This is a genomic window from Catenuloplanes niger (assembly GCF_031458255.1).
Lineage (GTDB): Bacteria > Actinomycetota > Actinomycetes > Mycobacteriales > Micromonosporaceae > Catenuloplanes > Catenuloplanes niger.
The window spans coordinates 1,515,795-1,534,239 of sequence record NZ_JAVDYC010000001.1 but is presented as its reverse complement, the minus strand read 5'-3'; the positions used below and the strand labels follow the sequence as shown (position 1 = coordinate 1,534,239).

The window sequence follows — 18,445 nt, the reverse complement described above, 5'->3', positions numbered from 1 at the left end:
GAGCGCGTCCAAACCCGGGTGTAACCCTTTGGCGTCACTGTCGGAAGGTTGTCGCCCGGCCGGGTCGCTTTTGTCGCGACCCGGCCGTTGAGCTGTGCCGATGCGTCAGATCCAACCGGCCTCCTCGGCGAGACGGGCCGCTTCCAACCGATTTCTGCAGTTCAGTTTCCGTACCGCTGAAGATAGATAGTTCCGAATTGTTCCTTCGGACAGAAAAAGTTCGGACGCAATCGCCGCACCGGGCATCCCACGCGCCGCGAGACGCAGCACGTCCCGCTCCCGCGCGGACAGTGGATTGTGCATCGCGGCGAGCGTCGCCAGCGCGGTACCCGGATGAATCATCCGCTCGCCGCGCCCGACCCGCCGGATCAGATCCACCAGCTCGGCCGGCGGCTGCTCCCGCGACGCGAACCCGCGCGCGCCCGCGGTCAGCGCGGCCCGCAGCGCATGCGGCGTGTGCCGCCCGGTCAGCGCCACCACCGCACACTCCGGCAGCTCCGCCACCAGCAGCCGCACGGTCCGCAGCCCCTGCCGCCCCGGCCCGTCCAGATCCACCACGATCACTTCCGGCCTGATCTTGTGTGCCGCCGTCAGCACCTCGCCGTCGTCACCACCCACGGACGTCACCTCCAGCTCCGTGGACAGCACCGCGTGCAGGGACTCGCGCAGCAGCACATGGTTCGAGAAGATCATTGTGCGAATCATCGGTTCGCTCCCATCACGCCTCACCGGCGACGTGCGCCGGCGTCGAAAGTCCGTCAGGCGAGACCGATCACCGGCCCTTGACCAGGGCCGGAACCGGTTGGGAACGATCACCCAGGTGAGTCGGGAACCTCGATCACCCGTGAGTCACGGTGCTGGTCGGCCGGGCGGGGCGCGAACTCCGCGCGGGTGTCCAGCGCGGCCGGGCCGGCCGCCGCGTCCGCCAGCGGCGAACCCGGCTGATCCCCGCCGCGCAGACCGTGGGCCGATCCCGGCACCGCACCACCGGTCGGCGGCCCCACCGGGCCTTCACCCCCACCGGAACCATCCGGCGACGGTACGGCGCGGCCCGCCACCGCCACCGCCCCCGCCGACCCGATCGGCGCGGCGGGAGCGCAGGACGGGCGGGCCGCGGTCTGCGCACCGCGTACCGGGGCCGGGCGACGCGGCTCCATCGCCGGCCACCACCGGCGGCCCGGGTCCGGCGACCAGGCCCGGCCCGGGCCGGGCGCGTGGCGCGACGCGGTGTCGTGCGGTGCCGTGCCGGCCGGGGTTCCGGGCGCGGGCGGCGTCGCGGCGTGGGCTGTCAAACCGGCTCGGGCCGCGTGCGCGGCCTCGGCCAGGTATGCGGCCTGGGCGGCGTATGCGGCCTGGGCGGCGTATGCGGCTTGGGCTGCCTGGGCGGCGTATGCGGCTTGGGCCGCGTATGCGGCGCGGACCGTGGTCACGGCCCGGGCGACGGTGTGGGCCGACGCGTGCGTGGCCGCCCGCACGGTCGCGACCGTGGCGACGGCGGCCAGCCCGACCGGTGTTGCGACCGCCTGGGCGACCGGCGTCACCGTCGCCGCCACGACGGCGCCGGTCCACACGATCGTGCGCGCGGCGACGCCGGAGATCAGGTGGGTCGTGCCCCGCAGGGCCATGACCACCGGCTCGGCCGCCGGCGCGATCACGGACCTCACCGGCGGCACGGCGACAGTCCCGGCAACCGGCGGGAGAACGGCCGCGAGCACATCCCCGGCCGGCACCACCGCCGGCCGCACCGACGCCACACCGCCCACGGCCGTGACCACGCCGGTCGCGGACCGCGCCACCGGATGCGCAGGCACCACCCCGACCGCCGCCGCAACCGCGCCGATCACGGGCGTGGTTACTCGTCGTCCGAGCGCCGCGTCGGCCGCTGTCGTGATGGTTGCGGGCGTGGCCGCCGGTTGTCCGAGTGCCGCGTCGGCTGCTGTCGTGATCGCGGTGGTCGCGGGCGTGGTTACTCGCTGTCCGAGTGCCGCGTCGGCTGCTGCCGTGGCCGCGGTGGTTGCGGGTGTCGCCTCGGTCAGGCTGAGCGCCGCGTCGGTCCCTGCCGTGATCGCGTTGACCGCGGGCGTCGCCATCGGCTGTTCGAGTACCGCACCGGCCGGTGCCGTGGCCGTGCCGCTCGCGGGTGTCACGTGACGTCCGGTGGCCGCGAGGAGCGGCTCCGCCACGACCGTCACCACCGGATCGACCGGCGCCCGGACGGCTTCGGTGACGGGTGCGACCAGGCTGCGAGCCGTCGTGGTGATCGGCGGTGTGAGTGGTTCGGCGACGGGCGTGATCACGACGTCGTCCGTCGTGGCGATCAGCGATGCGACCGGCTCGGCGGCGGACCCGACCACCGCGTCACCCGCGGTACCGGTCAGCGGCGTGCCGACGGCCTCGATCGTGGACGTGAGCGTGTCGCCGACCACGTCGCCGGCCACGTCCGGAGCCGGTGCGGACGCGCCCGAGGCGGCGCCGGCCGAGTCAGGACGCGCGGTGGTCGCGCCCGCGGCTCTGCCGGCTGCATTCGTGACAGGTACGGGTGCATCCGCGGCCGTGACCGCGCTGGTCGTGGCCGCGCGGGCTGTCTTCGTGACGGGTGCGGTCGCGTCCGTGGCGGCGTTGTTCGTGGCTGTGCTTGCCGCGTTCGTGACGGGTGCGCCCACATCCATGGCCGCGCTGGTCGTGGTTGTGCTGCCTGCATTCGTGACGGGTGCGGTCACGTCCGAGGCGGTGCTGGTTGTGGCTGTGCTTGCTGCGTTCGTAACCGGTGCGCTCACGTCCGTGGCCGCGCCGGCCATGTCAGCCGCGTTCCCGGCGGATGCGGCCACCTCTGTGGCCGTTTCAGCCACCTCCGTGGTCGTCTCGACCACATCCACGACCGGGGCGGCCTGTTCCGCGGCCGGTACAGCCTGTTCCGCGGCGGGCGCAGCCTCTTCCGTGGCTGGGGCGTCCTGTTCTGCGGCGGGCGGAGCCGGCTCCGTGTCCGGCGCGGCCTCTTCCGTGACCGGGGCAGCTTCTTTCGTGGCGGGGATGGGCACTTCTGTGACCGGCGCGGTCACCTTCGCGGCCGGTGCCGGCTCGGACGCTGCCCGCTTCCCGTTCGGCACCGCCGCCGCGGTTGTCTCGCCGCCGGCGTGGTGCTGTTCCCGGGTGGTCTCGCCGGCCGGTGCCGTCGCGGGCGTGACGGGCGGCAGGGTCGTCACGATGTCCGTTACCTCCGCCGCCGCGTCACCCACCGTGATCGGCGGTCCGGTGCCGGAGCCCGGTGCGGCCTGGGCGGGGGAGGCGGAGAAGAGCAGCAGGAAGAGCCAGACGGCGGCCGGGCCGAGGGTCAGAAGGGCGAGTTTCAGCAGCAGGCGGTCGGTCGCCTGAGGTCTGCGCCGGCTTGAGCCGATCATCCGTCTCCCGTAGAAATCGATGTCGCTCGGTCGAACCTAGCAGTGCCCTCGCATGATCGCAGCGTGACCGCCGACGGCCCTGGCAGGACGCATGATCGACGCGCGCCCCTGGCCACACCACGCAAGATCGACGAGACTCGGTGGAGGGAGAGAGGCGGGTACGGCATGACCGAGGGGCAGCAGCCGCGCGACTACGACTACTCACCGTGGCTGTTCACGGACCGTGCGGACGACGCGGCGAGGGCGCGGCAGCACACGTACCAGCGGAGTCTCGGCGGCACGATCGGCGCGGGCTGCTTCGTCTCCGAGCACGCGTCGGTGCACCCGGACGAGCTGCGGCTCGGCGACCGCAGCTACGTGGCGGCCGGCGCCTACCTGACCGGCACGCTGCGCACCGGGCGCGACTGCTCGATCAACCCCTATGCCGTGGTACGCGGCGACGTCACGCTCGGCAACGCGGTGCGGATCGGTGCGCACACCTCGATCCTGGCGTTCAACCACACGATGGACGACCCGGACGTCGAGGTCTTCCGGCAGCCGCTCACCAGCAAGGGCATCACGATCGGCGACGACGTCTGGATCGGTTCGCACGTCGTCGTGCTGGACGGGGTGACCGTCGGTGATCGCAGCGTGCTCGCGGCCGGTGCGATCGTCACCCGGGACGTACCCGCGGGCGCGGTCGTCGGCGGTAATCCGGCCCGGGTGATCCGTTGGCGGGTCCCCGCCTCGCGGCCGGCCGGCACGGACCTCGCGTCGGCCGGCACGGACCTCGCGTCGGCCGTCGCCGGGTTCGCCGAGCGCGCCCGCGCCCAGGCCGACGACGTGCTGGCCCGCTGCTGGGACGCCGGCCGCGGTCTCTTCACGGACACCCCCGGCACCCCGCCGACGGTACGGGCACAGTGCGACGCGATCGAGATCGCCGACCTGCTGCTGTCCCGCGCCCCCGGCCAGCTCCCCGCCGCCGAGCAGGCCGACCGGCTGCGCCGCTGGCAGGACCCGCGGACCGGGCTGGTCGGCGAGCTGGACGAGCGCGGCTCACCCCGTACCCCCGGAGCCGGTCTTTTCGACGAACCGGCCGGCTATCACGTGCTGTCCGCCGGTTACGCGCTGGATCTGCTCGGCAGCGAGTTCCCCGAGCCGATCGTGGTGGTCGCCGACGCGACCGCGGCCACGATCGTCGAGGGCCTGGAGCGCCAACCGTGGCACACGAACGCGTGGGGCGCCGGCCACTGGGTGGACATCCTCGGCACCGCGCTGCACCGGAACGCGCGCCGGGGAATCCGCGGTCCACGGGAGACGGTCACCGGCTGGCTGCTGATGCACGCGGACCCGCACACCGGGATGTGGGGCACGCCCGCCCCCGCCGACGGCCTGCTCCAGATCGTCAACGGCTTCTACCGCGCGTCCCGGGGCACGTTCGCGCAGTGGGGCCTGCCCGTCCCGTACCCGGAACGGGTGGTGGACACGGTCCTGCGGCACGCCCGCGACGCGCGCTTCTTCCGCCCCGAGCACCAGAACGCCTGCAACGTGCTCGACGTCGCCCACCCGCTGTGGCTGACCCGCGCCGCCGGCTACCGGGCCGGCGAGGTCACCGCGCTGGCCACCCGGCTGCTCCGGGACGCGCTCGGCCACTGGACCGACGGCGCCGGCTTCGGCTTCCGGGCCCCGCACCCGTCCACCCGCGGCGACCGCGCCACCGTCCCCGGCCTTCAGGGCACCGAGATGTGGCTCGCGGTCATCTGGTTCCTCGCCGACCTGGCCGGCGTCGCACCCGGCCTCGGCTACCGCCCCCGCGGCGTCCACCGCCCGGAGCCCGCCACGTAGCCGGTTACATCGGGGCCGGCGCGGGCACGCCGATCGACAGGGGCGCGACGTCGTCGAGCGCGGCCCGCAGCCGGGTCACGAACGGCCCGGCGTCGTCGCGCTCGAAGATCTGCCGCCCGAACGCGACGCCGGACGCGCCCGCCTTCACCGCGCCACGCGCGCGCTCCAGTGCCTCGTTCGGGTCCACCAGCGCCTCACCCGCGATCAGCACCGGCACCCCCATGGCCGACTCGACCACGGTCCGGAACGTCTCCGGCGTACCCGTGTAGATGGTCTTGATGGCGTTCGCGCCGAGCTCCATCGCGATCCGCGCGCAGTGCCGGACCAGTGCCGCGAACCGCTCCGGGTCCTCCTGGCGCAGCCGCAGGTGGTTGTCGTCGGTGCCGTCCGGGTGGCGGGCCCGCGGGTAGATCATCGCGACGACCGGCACGCCGAGCAGGTCCGCCTCGGTGATCCGGCGGGACAGCTGGTCCAGTCCTTCGTCCTCGAACGGCGAGGTGACGTTGACGTGGCAGGCGATCGCGTCCGCGCCGGCGCGGACCGCGTCGGCCACGGTGCCGACCGGCATCTTCCGGGTGTGCTCGTGCCGCGTGGTGCTGGCGCTGAGGTTCATCACCACGGGCGTGTCGATCAGCCGGTCGGCCGCGGCCGCGAGCGCGCCCCGGAAGCCGAGCACCGCGGTCAGGTGCCCGACGACGTCCGGCGTGAGCAGCGTGCGTACGTCGCGCAGGTGATGCTCGGGCCCGGAGATGAGACCGTCGTCCAGCGGCAGCCAGAGCGCGGCGCGACCGGGCGGGAGCAGCCGGTGCATGCGTCGGTGCAGACCGGGCGGATGGAGCACGTAAACCTCCGTTGGCGACACCGAGCGGCGCGATGACACCGTGCACAATGGAGGCACGTCGCACTCTCTGCTATCGGGCAAACGGGTAAATCGGACCCGGGGATACGTGCCGACGGCGGCAAAAAGACGTTCGGATCTCTATCCGAGCAGGTCAGGTGTGTCGAAGCGGACCAGCACCGCGAAGACCTCCGCGGGTGAGAACGTCCGTGCCAGGATCTCCAGTTTCGCCAGGATCTCGTCGTCGGCCGCGGGCGGAACGCTGTCGGTCAGCGTGGCGATCTCGCCGACCACGTCGTGCGCGCCGCCGTGCATCTGGTCGTCGCCCGGTTTGCCGCCCGCGTGCTCAGCGACGCTCATGATCGGCTCCCTCCATCACGTAGCGGAAACCGACGTCGTTGTTCTGGGCGTCCACCACTCCCCGCCCACGATAGGCGGGGTGGGCCCGCCACGCCTCGTGCCGCCATGAGCCGCCTTTCAGGATGCGCCGATTGTGATGACCGGGTGCGTAGTAGTCGAAGTTCCACTCGAACACGTTGCCCAGCATCTCCACCGGCAGCCGCCGGACCTCCTGCGTGGTGGTCGCGTACGTCCTGATCGGCGTGGTGGCCTGGAAACCGGACTCCATGGTGTTGCCGAAGTCGGTGCCGATCGTCCCGGCCACCGCGGCACAGTCGGTCAGGCCGAGGGAGTGCAGGCAGGCGGCCTCCCACTCGTTCTCCGAGGGCAGCCGGACGGTCTTGCCGTACTGGTCGGTGAGCCAGGCGCAGAACGCGTTCGCCTCGAACCACGACACGCCCACGACCGGCTGCAACGGGTTGCTCAGCGCGGGGGTGTCCCAGGCCCCGGGGCTGCGGATCGGCCGGTCCTGTTGCGAGCGGACGTAGTCGACGATCTCCGATTCGGACAGCCGCGCGAACCGCAGCAACGCGGCCGCGGAGGCCGGCGTGGCCCGCCGCTCGCGCAACAGCCGGACGATCTGGCTGAGATCGCGGTTCAGGATGTTCTGCCGGCGCAGCCACTCGACCACGGACTGCTCGACGGCGCGGGAGTTCGTCACCCACTGCCAGCCCTCGGGCGTCCACCAGGCCTTGTCGTCGTATCCACCGGCCTCCACGAACGTCCGGTACTCGAGGTTCGAGACCGGGAACCGGGAGATCCGGAAACTGCCGAGGCGGACCGTGCGCGTCTCGCTGTCGGTGTCCACCTCGGGCGTGCCCTGCCGGTCCCGGTGGCCGAGGTGCCACTCACCGGCCGGCACCACGGCCAGCGCCTCCGACCCGCGGAAGCCGGGCGTCGGCAGGCGCCACCCCAGTTCGCCCAGCGCGGCCGTGATCGCGGCTCGCCGCGGTCGTTGCACCTCGTCGACCAGGCTGTTCGCCAGCGTCGCGCGGATCTCGTCGATGCCGTTCTCCGCGTCGAGCCCCGCCGCGAGGTACGTCCGGGCGGCGAGCACCGGGTCCACCCGCAGCAGCAGCCGCGGCACGTCCGGCCGGAGCTGCGCCGCGAACTTGAAGAGCTCTCCGTACCGGTGGTCGGCGTACGGTGGCAGACGCCCGGGGGACCAGCGGTGCGGTGCGGCCGGCCGGTGCGCGGACGACTGCCGCTCCTGTTCGGCCAGCGCGACGATCTCCTCGTCCGTGCAGCCGGACGCGGCGAACAGGTGCTGCAGGGACGGGTGGATGAACCGGACCTCGCCGCGCTGCTCCTGGAGGATGTCGAAGTCCTTCGCCGCGTCCAGCGCCAGCGGTGCCTTCGCCGGGTCGTACCGCGCCTCGGCGAGCGCGTCCGCGAGCACCTCGATGGCCCTGGACGGCGCCATCGTCAGTCGTGCGGTCCCGCCCGGCGTGGTGGGGAACGTCAGCCGCTTGGCCAGCGCCGCGAACGCCTTGATCATCGGGATGGTCTCCAGCTCCAGCCACGGGTTGCCGTCGTCCGTGACGGAGCCGGCGCGCAACCGGGCCGCGGCCGAGTCCGAGATGAGATCACCGTGCGGGTTGTCCTGATCGAGATCACGCAGGATCGCGGCCACGATGACCAGCCCGAACAGGCGAGCCTCGGTGCCGACGATGTCGTCCGCGCCCGACTCGAGGAACTTTCGCAGCCGGAACGGGCTCGCGTACAGGTCGGCGATCCGGGCGTCCTCGGCCAGCGCGTTCTTCAGGCGTCGCGCGATCCGCGGGTCGGCCTGGGTGGCGATCGCCACGATGTCGTCGGTCGACAGCGGCCGCAGGCTGACCTCGGTCGCGGGCTCCCTCATCTGGATGAGCTGGTCACGCGTCCGGCAGCTGACCACCACCTTGAGCGCGCCGGTCTCGAAGAGCTGCGTGATGACGTCCCGCCACCGGTACATCCACTCGCGCAGCGGCAGTGAGCGGATGCCGCCCTCGTTGAGTCCGTCCAGCAGCACCGTGCCGCCGTCCGCCAGGAACGTGGGCAGATCGTGCCAGCGCGTGGTGTCGGCGATCATCGACCACTGCCGGGCCAGCCACTCCATCGAGATGTCCGGCTGCGACGGCTGGGCCGAGAGCGCGACGTAGAACGAACCGGGCGCCCGCGGGCCGCCGTCCTGCTGCTGGATCGAGCGGAGCGCCGAACGTGCGTCGAAGTACCGCAGCTGCTGGCTCTTCCCGGTGCTGGGCTCGCCCAGCAACATGACCAGCCGGCGGGTGCGGAGATCGTCCAGCACCTCGTCCAGCGAGCGCGGCCGTTCCGGGCGGATCGACGGCTTCTCCGAACGGGTCAGGCGGGTGTTGATGAACGGCCGGTGCTTCTCCTGCGCCGCCCAGCGCACCAGCCGGAACAGGTCGTACTCGTTGCGGCTCCGCGCTCGGGGCGCGTGCAGCAACTCGTCGTACAGGCTGCGGGTGAGCGAGACCAGGCGAGGTGCCTCCGGGCGCCGCAACTGCTCGATCAGGTCGTGCATGCCGGCGGCCAGCGGAATGCCGGGCAGCGGCGTGGACGTGGGCAGAAAGGCCGGCAACGCGGTGGAGAGCAGGCCCGGCGGACGGACCAGGTCGACCAGCGCCTCCGCCACCCGCGACAGATCCGGGTAGTGGCCACCCCAGTGCAGCGTGGCATCCCGCGGCCACGGCGGCGTGTCGTCCACGCCGGGCCGGTGTCCGTCGATCGCGATGGTGATCTTCGCGCGATTCGCCAGCCGGGTCAGCGTGGCCAGCTCACCCGGTGCCAGCTGCGGTTTCTGGGTCAGCACGACCAGGCACTCGATCGGTGTGCCGGTGTCACCGCCGACGGTGATCGCGTGCACGCCGGACTCGCCCAGGTCGGACTGCAACCGTTCGGCGGCCACCACGCGGTCGCTCCAGATGCCGAACGAGACCCGCGCGCTACCCGTCACTGGCTGACCTCCAGCATCGACCGCGGTCTCATTCGTTCGTAGCCTACCCGTGGCGCACGGTAATGCTACGGGGAGCCGTTCAGCCGATCGACCACTTGGGAAGAGCCACCCGGCGGGTACGATTCCGGCTGCTCGGAACGCGTGCGGATGCTGAGCGCCACCACGAACGGCCAGAGCGCCTGGGCCGCGGCGGCGGTGCGTTCGGCCAGTCCGAGCGGGCCGCCGACCGCCAGCGTCGCGCCGAACCAGGCGACGAGCGCGAGCAGTACCGTACCGGCGGCGAGGGTGGCCGGCCGCCGCAGCAGCCCGGTCCGGGAGCCGCCGGTGAACGGCCACACCGCGAGGGCGGTGAACGCGACCGTCGCCGCCACGGTGTGTGCCGTGGAGCCGCCGTCGCCGGCCGGCAGCGGGAACACGCCCACCAGGGCGGTGGCGATCCCGCCCGCCGCGATCAGCAGTCGGCCGGCGCGGGAGACCTCGGTCAGGCCGGCCGCGGTGACCAGGTGCGCGAGGCCGACACCGAGCAGCGCCGCCGTCATGATCTGCCGGTCGGCCGCGTCGAGTGCGGCCAGGTCGCTGATCGCGTCGCGGAGCGGATCGAAGCCGGGCGGCTGCCGGGACTCGGCGAGCAGCCAGCCGCCGATCAGCAGCACGGGCGCGGCGGCGGAGGAGACGAGGGCGGGCGTTCTCATGCGGGCGACATCCGTTCCCAGGGCGACGGCGTCCCGCCGGACGTGCCCGGCGGGACGCACCGGTCCCGCCGGACGTGCCCGGCGGGACGCACCGTAACCCTAGGCGACCGTGCAGGCCGTGCCGTTGAGCGTGAACGTGGCCGGCTTCGCCGGGCTGCCCGAGTGGGTGGCCTGGAAGCCGAACGTCTGCGTGGCTCCGGCGGTGAGCGTGCCGTTGTAGGAGACGTTGCGGGCGGTGAGCGCGCCGCTCGCGGGGCTGACCGTGGCGTTCCACGAGTTCGTCACGGTCTGGCCGGCCGGGAGCGTGAACGCCAGTGTCCAGCCGTCGACCGTGGCCGTGCCGGTGTTCTTGATCGACACGGACGCGGTGAGGCCGCTGTTCCACGAGTTGACCGCGTAGGTGACCTGGCAGGGACCGGCCGGCGCGGGCGTGGTCGGCGCCGGTGTGGTCGGACCCGGTGTGGTCGGCGCCGGCGTGGTCGGTGCCGGCGTGGTGGGGGACACCGGCGTGTCCAGGCCCATGAAGTGGATGGCGGCGGCCGCGTCGACCGGCAGGTTGTGCGACACCCCGCTCATGCTGATCGCCTCGACCGGCGCCCGGTCGCCGGTGCCGCCGTAGCGGGTGCGGGTGTATCCGGACTGCGGCGTGTCCGTGTAGGCCGGTGTCTGGGACACGCCCAGCACGTTCGTCCACTGCTTGATCTGCTCGCCGAAGTTCGGGTAGCGCAGCACCTCGTCGTTCGTGCCGTGCCAGGTCTGCATGCGCGGCCGCGGCCCGGCGTATCCCGGGTATGCGTTGCGTACCAGGTCACCCCACTGCTGAGGGGTCTTGGTGATCAGCCCGTTGGCGCAGTCGCTGTTCCACTCCGACCCGTTCGTGGTGGCGAAGCACCCGAACGGCACACCGGAGAACGCGGCGCCGGCGACGAAGACGTCCGGGTACACGCCGAGCAGCACGTTCGTCATCATCGCGCCGCTGGACACCCCGGTCACCCCGATCTTCGACGCGTCCACCGGGTAGCGGGCCCGCACGTAGTCGACCATCGACTTGATGCCGACCGGGTCGCTGCCGCCGCCGCGGGTCAGCGCCTGCGGCGAGGCGACGTCGAAGCACTGGCTCGACCGCGTCACCGACGGATAGATCACGATGTAGCCGTGGCGTTCGGCGAGCTCGTCGAACTGGCTGCCGCTGAAGAACGCGGGGCCGGTGCCGGTGCAGTAGTGGACCGCGACCAGCAGGCCCGGTCGCGCGGCGAGGTTGTCGGGCACGTACACGTACATGCGCAGGTTGCTGGGGTTTGCCCCGAACGACGTGATCTCGGTGAGCGAGGCCGCCGACGCGGGCGTGGCCAGGCCGACCGCGGCCATCAGCGCGACCAGCGCGACGGCCAGGACGTGACGAAGTCTCATGGGTGGGTTCCTTAGCGAGTCGCGGACACGAACCTGCGGCGAGGGCTGCCCGGCGCCCCACCGCTCCCGGCCCAGGAAGCATCGACAAGTATCTACGCGATGAGCGCGGCGCGCCAGTCGCCGGGCGTCGCACTGTGCTGTAGGTGCTTGCAATGGTGTGTGAGACACACTATCGTTTCTGGCATGACAATGGATCCGGCGCTCGCGGGCCACCTGCAGGAGCTGCGCCGTGGCACGGTCGTCGTCGCGAGCCTCACCGTGCTGCGCACGCCGGGCTACGGATATTCGCTGCTGGAGACGCTGGCCTCGGCCGGCTTCGAGGTGGAGGCGAACACGCTCTACCCGCTGCTGCGCCGCCTGGAGGCGCAGGGGCTGCTCACCAGCGCGTGGAACACGGACGAGGCCCGGCCGCGCAAGTTCTACACCACCACCCCGCGGGGCGACGCGGTCGCGAAAGCGCTCCGCACCGAGTGGTCCCGCCTCGACGCCGCCATCAACGACCTGTAGAAGGAGCCGGACATGACCACCCTCATCGACCGTTACGTGAGCACCGCGCTGCGCCGCATCCCGGAGGGCCAGCGCGCGGACATCGACCGTGAGCTGCGCGCCTCCATCGAGGACGCGGTCGAGGCGCGCGTCGACGCCGGTCAAGCGCCCGACGCCGCGACCCGGGGAGCGCTGATGGAGCTCGGCGACCCGGACCGGCTCGCCGACCGATACAGCGGCCGGCGTCACCAGCTGATAGGTCCGGAGATCTACCCGGCCTGGCGCCGCACGATGATCGCGCTCTACACCGTGGTGCTCCCGATCGTCGTGACCGTCACCGCGGTGGTGCAGCTGATGGACGACCCCGCGATCGGCAAGGTCATCGGCGGTGTGGTCACCTCGGTCATCACGGTCGGCGCGCACCTGGGCTTCTGGGCCACGGGCACGTTCGCGCTGCTGGAGCGGCTCGGCGTGACCGATTCGCTGCGCCGGCCGTGGACCCTCGACGACCTCCCGGAGTACGAGTCGGGCCGCGTCGCGCACACCCGGCTCGTGCCGAACGTGGTCTGGCCGGTGCTGCTCATCGCCGGTCTGGTGCTGCAGCAGTTCACGTTCACCGACGTGCCGGTGCTGGACCCGGCCAACTGGTCGTTCTGGTGGCCGTACCTCGTCGCGGTCCTGGTCCTGGAGATCGTCTGGGCGATCCAGGTCTTCCGCACCGGCGCCTACACCCGGGCGACCGCCGCCGTGAACGCCGTGCTCGCGCTGCTCACGGCCGTGCCGGTGATCTGGCTGGCGGTGCAGGACCGGATCTTCAACCCGGAGTTCCCCGGCCTCGCGCCCGGCAGCGACGCGCTCTACGTCGCGACCATGGTGGTGATCGCGACGTTCGCGATCGCCACGGTCTGGGACATCGTGGAGATCGCGGTCCGGGCCGAGCGCGCCCGCCGCGGCATCCCGGCCGCCGTCTGAGATCGATGGGGTGCACCGTTGTACGGTGCACCCCATGCGTCTTTCGGTCGGATGCGCGATGTGGACCCTCAAGCCCTGGCAGGGCCGCTTCCTGCCACACCCGTCCAGCGCGGGCGAGCGGCTGCGCGCCTACGCCGGCTGGTGCGACGCGGTCGAGGGCAACACCACGTTCTACGCCACCCCGGCGCGGGAGACGACCGAGGTGTGGGCCGCGGAGACGCCCGAGTCGTTCCGGTTCGTGCTGAAACTGCCGAAGCCGGTCACCCACGAACACCGCCTCTCCGCCGCCGCGTTCCCGCCGCTGGCGCAGTTCCTGACCGCGATCGAGCCGCTCGGCCCGCGCGTCCACGCACTCTGGATCCAGCTGCCCGGCTCGTTCGCTCCCGCGGACGTACCGGCGCTGTCGTCCTTCCTGCGGCGCCTGCCGACCGGTTACCGGTACGCGGTCGAGGTGCGCCACCAGGGGTTCTTCGACGATCCGGCACCGCTGGAGGCGGCACTGGCACCGCTCGGCGTCGAGTGGGTCCCGTTCGACACCACCGCGTTCTTCGCGAAACGCCCGACCAGCGACGCCGAGCGCGAGGCGTGGACGAAGAAGCCGCGCATGCCGCTGCGGGCGTCCGCGCTGACCGGCCACCCGATCGTCCGCTACCTCGGCCGCGACAACCCCGGCGAGACGGCCGACGGCTGGCAGCGCTGGGTCGCCACCGCCGCGACCTGGCTGCGCGAGGGCCGCTCACCCACCGTCTTCATCCACACCCCGGACAACGCGGACGCCCCCGACCTGGCCCGCCGCTTCCACGACGAGGTCCGCGCCCGCGTCCCGGAGCTGCTCCCGCTGCCCACGCCGGAACCGGTCGGCCCGCCGACACTCTGCTGACAAACCGGGCACATTCCTTTCCCGCTTCCGGCGTGGTCACGTTCCCGGTGCTCCCGCGGGCACCGGTCGGCCGCGGGCGGCCTCCCTGCACGTCGCGCGGGTGGTCACGAAAAACCCCGGACCGTGCGCCGGGCCGGTGACGGTCCTCAGCGGAGGCTGGCGGCGGTCAGCGACAGGTGCCGTTCCAGGAGGGCGGCGGCGGTGTCGGCGTCGCGGGCCAGCGTGGCCTCCTCCAGCCGGCGGTGCTCGCCCACGTGGTCCCGGTCCGGCGCGCGCCCGGCCGCCCACGCGCGCACCAGCTCGCTGGCCAGCCACAACCGGTCGAACGTCGCCAGCAGCACCGCGTTGCCGCAGCCCTCCAGTAGCGTCCGGTGGAAGTCGCGATGCGCCCGCGACCACTCCGGGTTGACCCGCGTCGCCTCACCGACGCCCTTGCCGCTCGCCTCACCGCCCGGGCCGCCCGCCTTGCCGCCCGGGCCGATGGTCTTGCCGTGCACCTCGCCGCCGGGGGCGCCGGCCGGGTCGAGGGCCGGGGTACGCGCGAGCCGGTGATGGGCGGCGCGGACGCGGGCCTCCCAATCCAGGTCACCGCGCGCGATCGCCAGCCGTAGCGTGGCCGGTTCCAGCGTGCGGCGCGCCTCGGCGACGTCCTGCCAGCGCTGGTCGGAGCGCTCCGGCACGGCGAAGCCGCGGTTGGTGAGCCGGTCCGCGAGCCCGTCGCCGACCAGCCGGACCAGCGCCTCCCGCACCACCGCGAGGCTGACGCCGTGCGCCCCGGCCAGCTCCTGTGGCTTGAGCGCGGCGCCGGGCGCGAAGTCGCCGCGCAGGATCGCCTCCCGCAGCTCGGTGTAGATCCGCCCGGAGAGCATCTGCTTCGCCTCAGCCATGGCCTTATCGTAGACCATTTGACGGATAATCGATTTTCGGTGTTAGAGTCGATTGTGTTGACAGCCCTCCGGAAGGAACCCCTCATGAACGACCCGTTCGCCCGCCTCCCCGAGGCGGGCACGTTCACGGTCACCAGCACCACGGTCACCGACGGCGGCACGCTCGGCGCCGCCCAGATGTCCGGCCTCTTCGGCGTGCCCGGCGGCAAGGACGTCTCACCGCAGCTGTCCTGGGCCGGCGCGCCCGAGGCCACCAGGAGCTACGCCGTCACCGTCTACGACCCGGACGCGCCCACCGGCTCCGGCTTCTGGCACTGGGCCGTCGCGGACATCCCGGCATCCGTCACCGACCTCCCCGAGGGCGCGGGCGACGACACCGGCTCCGGCCTCCCGCAGCCCGCGTTCCAGCTGCCCAACGACGCCCGCCTGGCCCGCTTCGTCGGCGCCGCCCCGCCGGCCGGCCACGGCCCGCACCGCTACGTGATCGTCGTCCACGCGCTCGCGGTCGACTCCATCGGCGTGCCGGCCGACGCGACCCCGGCGGTCCTCGGCTTCACCATGGCCGACCACATCCTGGCCCGCGCCGTCCTCACCGCCACCGCCGAGATCCCGGCCTGACCACCGTCACCCCCAGCCCGCCGCCCGCCGCCGGCACACGCCTTTCCGGCCGGCTTTCCGGCCGGCTTTCCAGCCGGCGGCTGCGGGGTGCTCCGGGCGACGGGCCGGGTGCGGTCGTCCGGGCACTGCGTCGTCCGGGTCCTGCCGGTGCCGTCGGGTCCGCTGGGGCCGAGTGCGTCGGCCGTCCACGCCGCGTTCGCCCGGTTCGGCCTGGGCGGTGAGGTTTTCGGTGCGGAGTTGCCGTTCGTGGCCTTCGACGCTCCCGCCGATGCCGATTTCGGGGCGATCCAGCGGGTGCTGGCCGATGGTGAGTCGCAGGGCTGGTGGCACTTCGAGGTGGGATGTGGGACCGACCGTTGGTGGCGTTCGGAAAGGTCCTGAGCGCGGCTTGCGGGCGTTGGCCGGGTGCGGGCGGCGGAGCGCGGCATGTCGACGAGCCGGCCAGGCTCGCGCCGGTGATGCCGGTGATGCCGGTGATGCCGGTGATGCCGGTGATGCTGGTGATGCTGGTGATGCTGGTGATGCCGGGGACGTGCGGGACGGCGGCGACGTGCGGGACGGCGGCGACGTCGCGGCGGACCGGTGGGCTCGCGTGTGCGCGGAGATTCGCACCGATCCCGCACAGCGCCCCGGCGGCCCGCTCGCGGAAGCGGGCCGCCGGGGCGTCGGGGCGTCGGGGCGTCGGGGCGTCGGTCGTGCCTGCCGGACCGGCCTGGGGTCGTAGCGCTGGTGGCGCGAGTGCGGCGGGTGGATCCGCGGGGCCGGTGCGGGGACGGTCAGGTCAGGTCGTCGGCGGCGAGGAGGGCGGACATGCCGAGGAACGTGACGCCGGTGCCGACGGCGACGCGGCGCTGGGTGCGGGCCGGGATGCCGGTGGCGCCGATGCGGTGGCCGGCGGCGATGTAGAGGAGGCCGACCAGCAGCTCGATCAGCAGGTAGGCGGCGCCGAGCAGCGCGATGTTGAGGTTCGCGCCGGGCGCGGTGGTGTCGGTGAACTGGGGGAGCAGCGCGGCGAAGAGCAGCAGCGCCTTCGGGTTGCTGATCGCGACGGCGAACTCGTGCGTGATGATCGGCCAGACGCCGTGCCGGGTGGTCGCCTCGGCGTGCTGGGCCTCGGCGCGCATCGCGCCGCGCAGGCTGGTGACGCCGAGCCAGGCGAGGTAGACCACGCCGACCCATTTGATCACTTCGAGCGCGGTCGCGGACGCGGCCAGGATCGCGCCGAGGCCGGCGACGACCAGGCCGATCAGGACGACGAACGCGGCCAGCCGGCCACCCACGCCGGCCAGTGCGCGGAGCGGGCCGTGCCGGACCGCGTTGCTGAGGCCGAGCAGCTGGTTCGCGCCGGGGATCAGCGAGACGAGCAGTGCGGCGGGGATGAAACCGGCCCAGTCGATCATCAGACCAGCGTGCGCCGCGCACCGCTCGATCACCAGCTCACCCGGTGCTCATCCGGTCCTCGACAATGTCGGCGCGCAGCGGGGCCAGCGCGGCCTCGATCTGCGCGGTCTCGTGCGCCGGGACGCCCAGGCCGGTCAGCGTGCCGGCCAGGTGCGCGACCACCGCGTCGAAGTCCGCGTCGGTGATGCCGAGCCCGGCGTGCGCGTCCGACATGGACCGCCCCGGGTACGCCGCCGGGCCGCCGACCGCGACCGCGAGGAACGCGCGCTGGTGCGCCTTGAGCCGGGCCACGTCCACCCCGGCGAAGTATCCGGCCAGGTCCGGATCGTTCAGGACCCGCCGGTAGAACTCGTCGACGGCGGCCCGTACCGCGGCTTCGCCCCCGATGGACTCGTACAGCGTCATGTCTGTCGATGGTTCATCGGCGGCCGCCGTCAGGCAAGGGGCGGCTCGTCGTAGTGCCGGTGCAGGACGGCGCGGCGGCCGTCCGGGTCGAGGCGGCCGATGATCGCCTCGGTGATCTCGTGGAGCTGGGACATCTGCTCCGGGGTGAGCGCGTCGATCACGTGCTGGCGCACGGTCTCGACGTGGCCGGGCGCGGCCTCCTGGACCTTCGCCCAGCCGGCGTCCGAGAGGCGCGCGTTGGTGGCCCGTTTGTCGAGCGGGCAGGGGAAGCGTTCGACCAGGCCGCGCGACTCCAGGCGCTGCACCACGTGCGACAGCCGGGCCAGGGTGGCGGCGGTGCGCTCGGCGAGTGCGGTCATCCGCAGCGTGTGGTTCTCCGCCTCGGAGAGCATCGCGAGCACGTAGTAGTCGAAGTGGGTGAGTTGCGCGTCGCGGCGCAGCTGCGAGTCGAGGACGCCGGGCAGCAGCTCGATCACGGCGAGCAGCCGCACCCAGGTCGACAGCTGTTCGCGGGTGAGCCAGCGGGTGTCCATACCCACAATTGTGCCACGGATGGTTGTAGCGACAACTTGAGTGTGCAATGGTTGTAGCAACAACCAAGTGGATCGAGGGAGATCGTCATGGCACACGTCAGCATCATCGGCAGCGGCAACATGGGGCAGGCCGTCTCGGGCCTCGCGGCCAAGGGCGGCAACTCGGTCGAGCTGTTCAACAGCTCGGACGCGGACCGTGCGGTCACCGGTGACATCGTGGTGCTGGCCGTGCCGTACGCGGCGGTCGCCGGCATCGTCCGGGCCCGCCGTGCCGAGCTGGCCGGCAAGGTCGTGGTCGACCTGACCAACCCGGTCGACTTCGAGACGTTCGACGGCCTGGTCACGCCGGCCGACGGTTCCGCCGCCGCCGAGATCGCGGCCGCGCTGCCGGAGTCGCGCGTGGTCAAGGCCTTCAACACCACGTTCGGCGGTACGGTGGTGTCCGGCTCGGTCGGCGGCGTCGCGACCACCACCGTGCTGATCGCCGGCGACGACGCGGACGCGAAGGCCGCGGTCGCCGCGCTCGTGCAGGGCGGCGGGCTCACGGCGGTCGACGCGGGCAGCCTCAAGCGCGCCCGTGAGCTCGAGGCGCTCGCCTTCCTGCAGATCACGCTGGCCGCGGCCGAGAAGATCACCTGGACCGGCGGCTTCGCGGTCGTCAACTGACCACTCGGCCAGCCGGCGCCGGTCCGCGGCTCGCCCGGGAGCGCCGGTCCTCGACCGGCCCGGGCGGCGCCGGTCCG

19 protein-coding genes are annotated in these 18,445 nt (G+C 72.8%); 8 read left to right on the top strand and 11 right to left on the bottom strand.

Going from position 1 to position 18,445, the window contains the following annotated elements:
* Window positions 1-105 precede the first annotated feature (105 nt).
* Both J2S44_RS06710 and J2S44_RS06705 read right to left on the bottom strand, forming a co-directional pair.
* Complete coding sequence (locus tag J2S44_RS06710) at window positions 106-816, bottom strand: LuxR C-terminal-related transcriptional regulator (RefSeq protein ID WP_310409879.1); 711 nt, start codon at window positions 814-816, stop codon at window positions 106-108.
* Complete coding sequence (locus tag J2S44_RS06705) at window positions 813-2,438, bottom strand: hypothetical protein (protein ID WP_310409878.1); 1,626 nt, start codon at window positions 2,436-2,438, stop codon at window positions 813-815. Before J2S44_RS06705 ends, J2S44_RS06710 begins: the two co-directional genes overlap by 4 nt.
* 115 nt (window positions 2,439-2,553) lie before the next feature.
* On the opposite strand from J2S44_RS06705, the gene J2S44_RS06700 reads away from it, so the two are divergent.
* Entirely contained in the window at window positions 2,554-3,372 is an 819-nt protein-coding gene (locus J2S44_RS06700; protein WP_310409877.1) for a hypothetical protein, read from the top strand.
* A gap of 191 nt (window positions 3,373-3,563) precedes the next feature.
* Window positions 3,564-5,222, top strand: coding sequence for an acyltransferase (locus tag J2S44_RS06695; RefSeq protein WP_310409876.1), 1,659 nt, complete (start codon window positions 3,564-3,566; stop codon window positions 5,220-5,222).
* A gap of 4 nt (window positions 5,223-5,226) precedes the next feature.
* Here the strand turns inward: J2S44_RS06695 and J2S44_RS06690 are convergent, their stop codons facing one another.
* The 5 genes from J2S44_RS06690 to J2S44_RS06670 form a co-directional block, all read right to left on the bottom strand.
* Window positions 5,227-6,063 (bottom strand): beta/alpha barrel domain-containing protein, encoded by an 837-nt coding sequence (locus J2S44_RS06690; protein WP_310409875.1) that lies wholly within the window; start codon window positions 6,061-6,063, stop codon window positions 5,227-5,229.
* A 138-nt stretch (window positions 6,064-6,201) separates the two neighbouring features.
* Window positions 6,202-6,420, bottom strand: a complete 219-nt coding sequence (locus tag J2S44_RS06685; RefSeq protein WP_310409874.1) for a hypothetical protein — start codon at window positions 6,418-6,420, stop codon at window positions 6,202-6,204.
* Window positions 6,407-9,418 (bottom strand): SUMF1/EgtB/PvdO family nonheme iron enzyme, encoded by a 3,012-nt coding sequence (locus J2S44_RS06680; RefSeq protein WP_310409873.1) that lies wholly within the window; start codon window positions 9,416-9,418, stop codon window positions 6,407-6,409. Before J2S44_RS06680 ends, J2S44_RS06685 begins: the two co-directional genes overlap by 14 nt.
* Window positions 9,419-9,483: 65 nt before the next feature.
* Window positions 9,484-10,110, bottom strand: a complete 627-nt coding sequence (locus J2S44_RS06675) for a DUF998 domain-containing protein (protein WP_310409872.1) — start codon at window positions 10,108-10,110, stop codon at window positions 9,484-9,486.
* 99 nt (window positions 10,111-10,209) lie between these two features.
* Complete coding sequence (locus J2S44_RS06670; RefSeq protein WP_310409871.1) at window positions 10,210-11,520, bottom strand: extracellular catalytic domain type 1 short-chain-length polyhydroxyalkanoate depolymerase; 1,311 nt, start codon at window positions 11,518-11,520, stop codon at window positions 10,210-10,212.
* A 183-nt stretch (window positions 11,521-11,703) separates the two neighbouring features.
* Here J2S44_RS06670 and J2S44_RS06665 point away from each other — a divergent pair, with 183 nt between their 5' ends.
* Genes J2S44_RS06665 through J2S44_RS06655 form a run of 3 tightly spaced genes read left to right on the top strand, consistent with a single transcriptional unit; the run spans window position 11,704 to window position 13,858 of the window.
* Window positions 11,704-12,027, top strand: coding sequence for a PadR family transcriptional regulator (locus J2S44_RS06665; protein ID WP_310409870.1), 324 nt, complete (start codon window positions 11,704-11,706; stop codon window positions 12,025-12,027).
* A 12-nt stretch (window positions 12,028-12,039) separates the two neighbouring features.
* Window positions 12,040-12,978, top strand: a complete 939-nt coding sequence (locus J2S44_RS06660; RefSeq protein WP_310409869.1) for a permease prefix domain 1-containing protein — start codon at window positions 12,040-12,042, stop codon at window positions 12,976-12,978.
* Between the two features lie 58 nt (window positions 12,979-13,036).
* Window positions 13,037-13,858, top strand: coding sequence for a DUF72 domain-containing protein (locus J2S44_RS06655; RefSeq protein ID WP_310429498.1), 822 nt, complete (start codon window positions 13,037-13,039; stop codon window positions 13,856-13,858).
* A gap of 146 nt (window positions 13,859-14,004) precedes the next feature.
* Here J2S44_RS06655 and J2S44_RS06650 read toward each other — a convergent pair whose 3' ends face one another.
* Complete coding sequence (locus J2S44_RS06650; RefSeq protein WP_310409868.1) at window positions 14,005-14,745, bottom strand: GntR family transcriptional regulator; 741 nt, start codon at window positions 14,743-14,745, stop codon at window positions 14,005-14,007.
* Window positions 14,746-14,829: 84 nt separating this feature from the next.
* Here J2S44_RS06650 and J2S44_RS06645 point away from each other — a divergent pair, with 84 nt between their 5' ends.
* Together J2S44_RS06645 and J2S44_RS06640 are read left to right on the top strand one after the other, a co-directional pair.
* On the top strand, window positions 14,830-15,363 hold the full coding sequence (locus J2S44_RS06645) for a YbhB/YbcL family Raf kinase inhibitor-like protein (protein WP_310409867.1): 534 nt from the start codon (window positions 14,830-14,832) through the stop codon (window positions 15,361-15,363).
* A gap of 87 nt (window positions 15,364-15,450) precedes the next feature.
* Window positions 15,451-15,744, top strand: a complete 294-nt coding sequence (locus J2S44_RS06640) for a DUF4265 domain-containing protein (protein WP_310409866.1) — start codon at window positions 15,451-15,453, stop codon at window positions 15,742-15,744.
* 395 nt (window positions 15,745-16,139) lie between these two features.
* On the opposite strand, the gene J2S44_RS06635 is transcribed toward J2S44_RS06640, so the two are convergent.
* From J2S44_RS06635 to J2S44_RS06625, 3 genes are read right to left on the bottom strand one after another with little or no spacing between them, the layout of a single operon-like run.
* The gene (locus tag J2S44_RS06635; RefSeq protein WP_310409865.1) at window positions 16,140-16,763 is read right to left on the bottom strand and encodes a LysE family translocator; all 624 of its coding nucleotides are present in this window, start codon (window positions 16,761-16,763) and stop codon (window positions 16,140-16,142) included.
* A 37-nt stretch (window positions 16,764-16,800) separates the two neighbouring features.
* The gene (locus tag J2S44_RS06630; RefSeq protein WP_310409864.1) at window positions 16,801-17,169 is read right to left on the bottom strand and encodes a group I truncated hemoglobin; all 369 of its coding nucleotides are present in this window, start codon (window positions 17,167-17,169) and stop codon (window positions 16,801-16,803) included.
* A 29-nt stretch (window positions 17,170-17,198) separates the two neighbouring features.
* The gene (locus J2S44_RS06625) at window positions 17,199-17,702 is read right to left on the bottom strand and encodes a MarR family winged helix-turn-helix transcriptional regulator (RefSeq protein WP_310409863.1); all 504 of its coding nucleotides are present in this window, start codon (window positions 17,700-17,702) and stop codon (window positions 17,199-17,201) included.
* A gap of 87 nt (window positions 17,703-17,789) precedes the next feature.
* Between J2S44_RS06625 and J2S44_RS06620 the strand changes: the two genes are divergently transcribed.
* The gene (locus tag J2S44_RS06620; RefSeq protein ID WP_310409862.1) at window positions 17,790-18,368 is read left to right on the top strand and encodes an NADPH-dependent F420 reductase; all 579 of its coding nucleotides are present in this window, start codon (window positions 17,790-17,792) and stop codon (window positions 18,366-18,368) included.
* Window positions 18,369-18,445 lie beyond the last annotated feature (77 nt).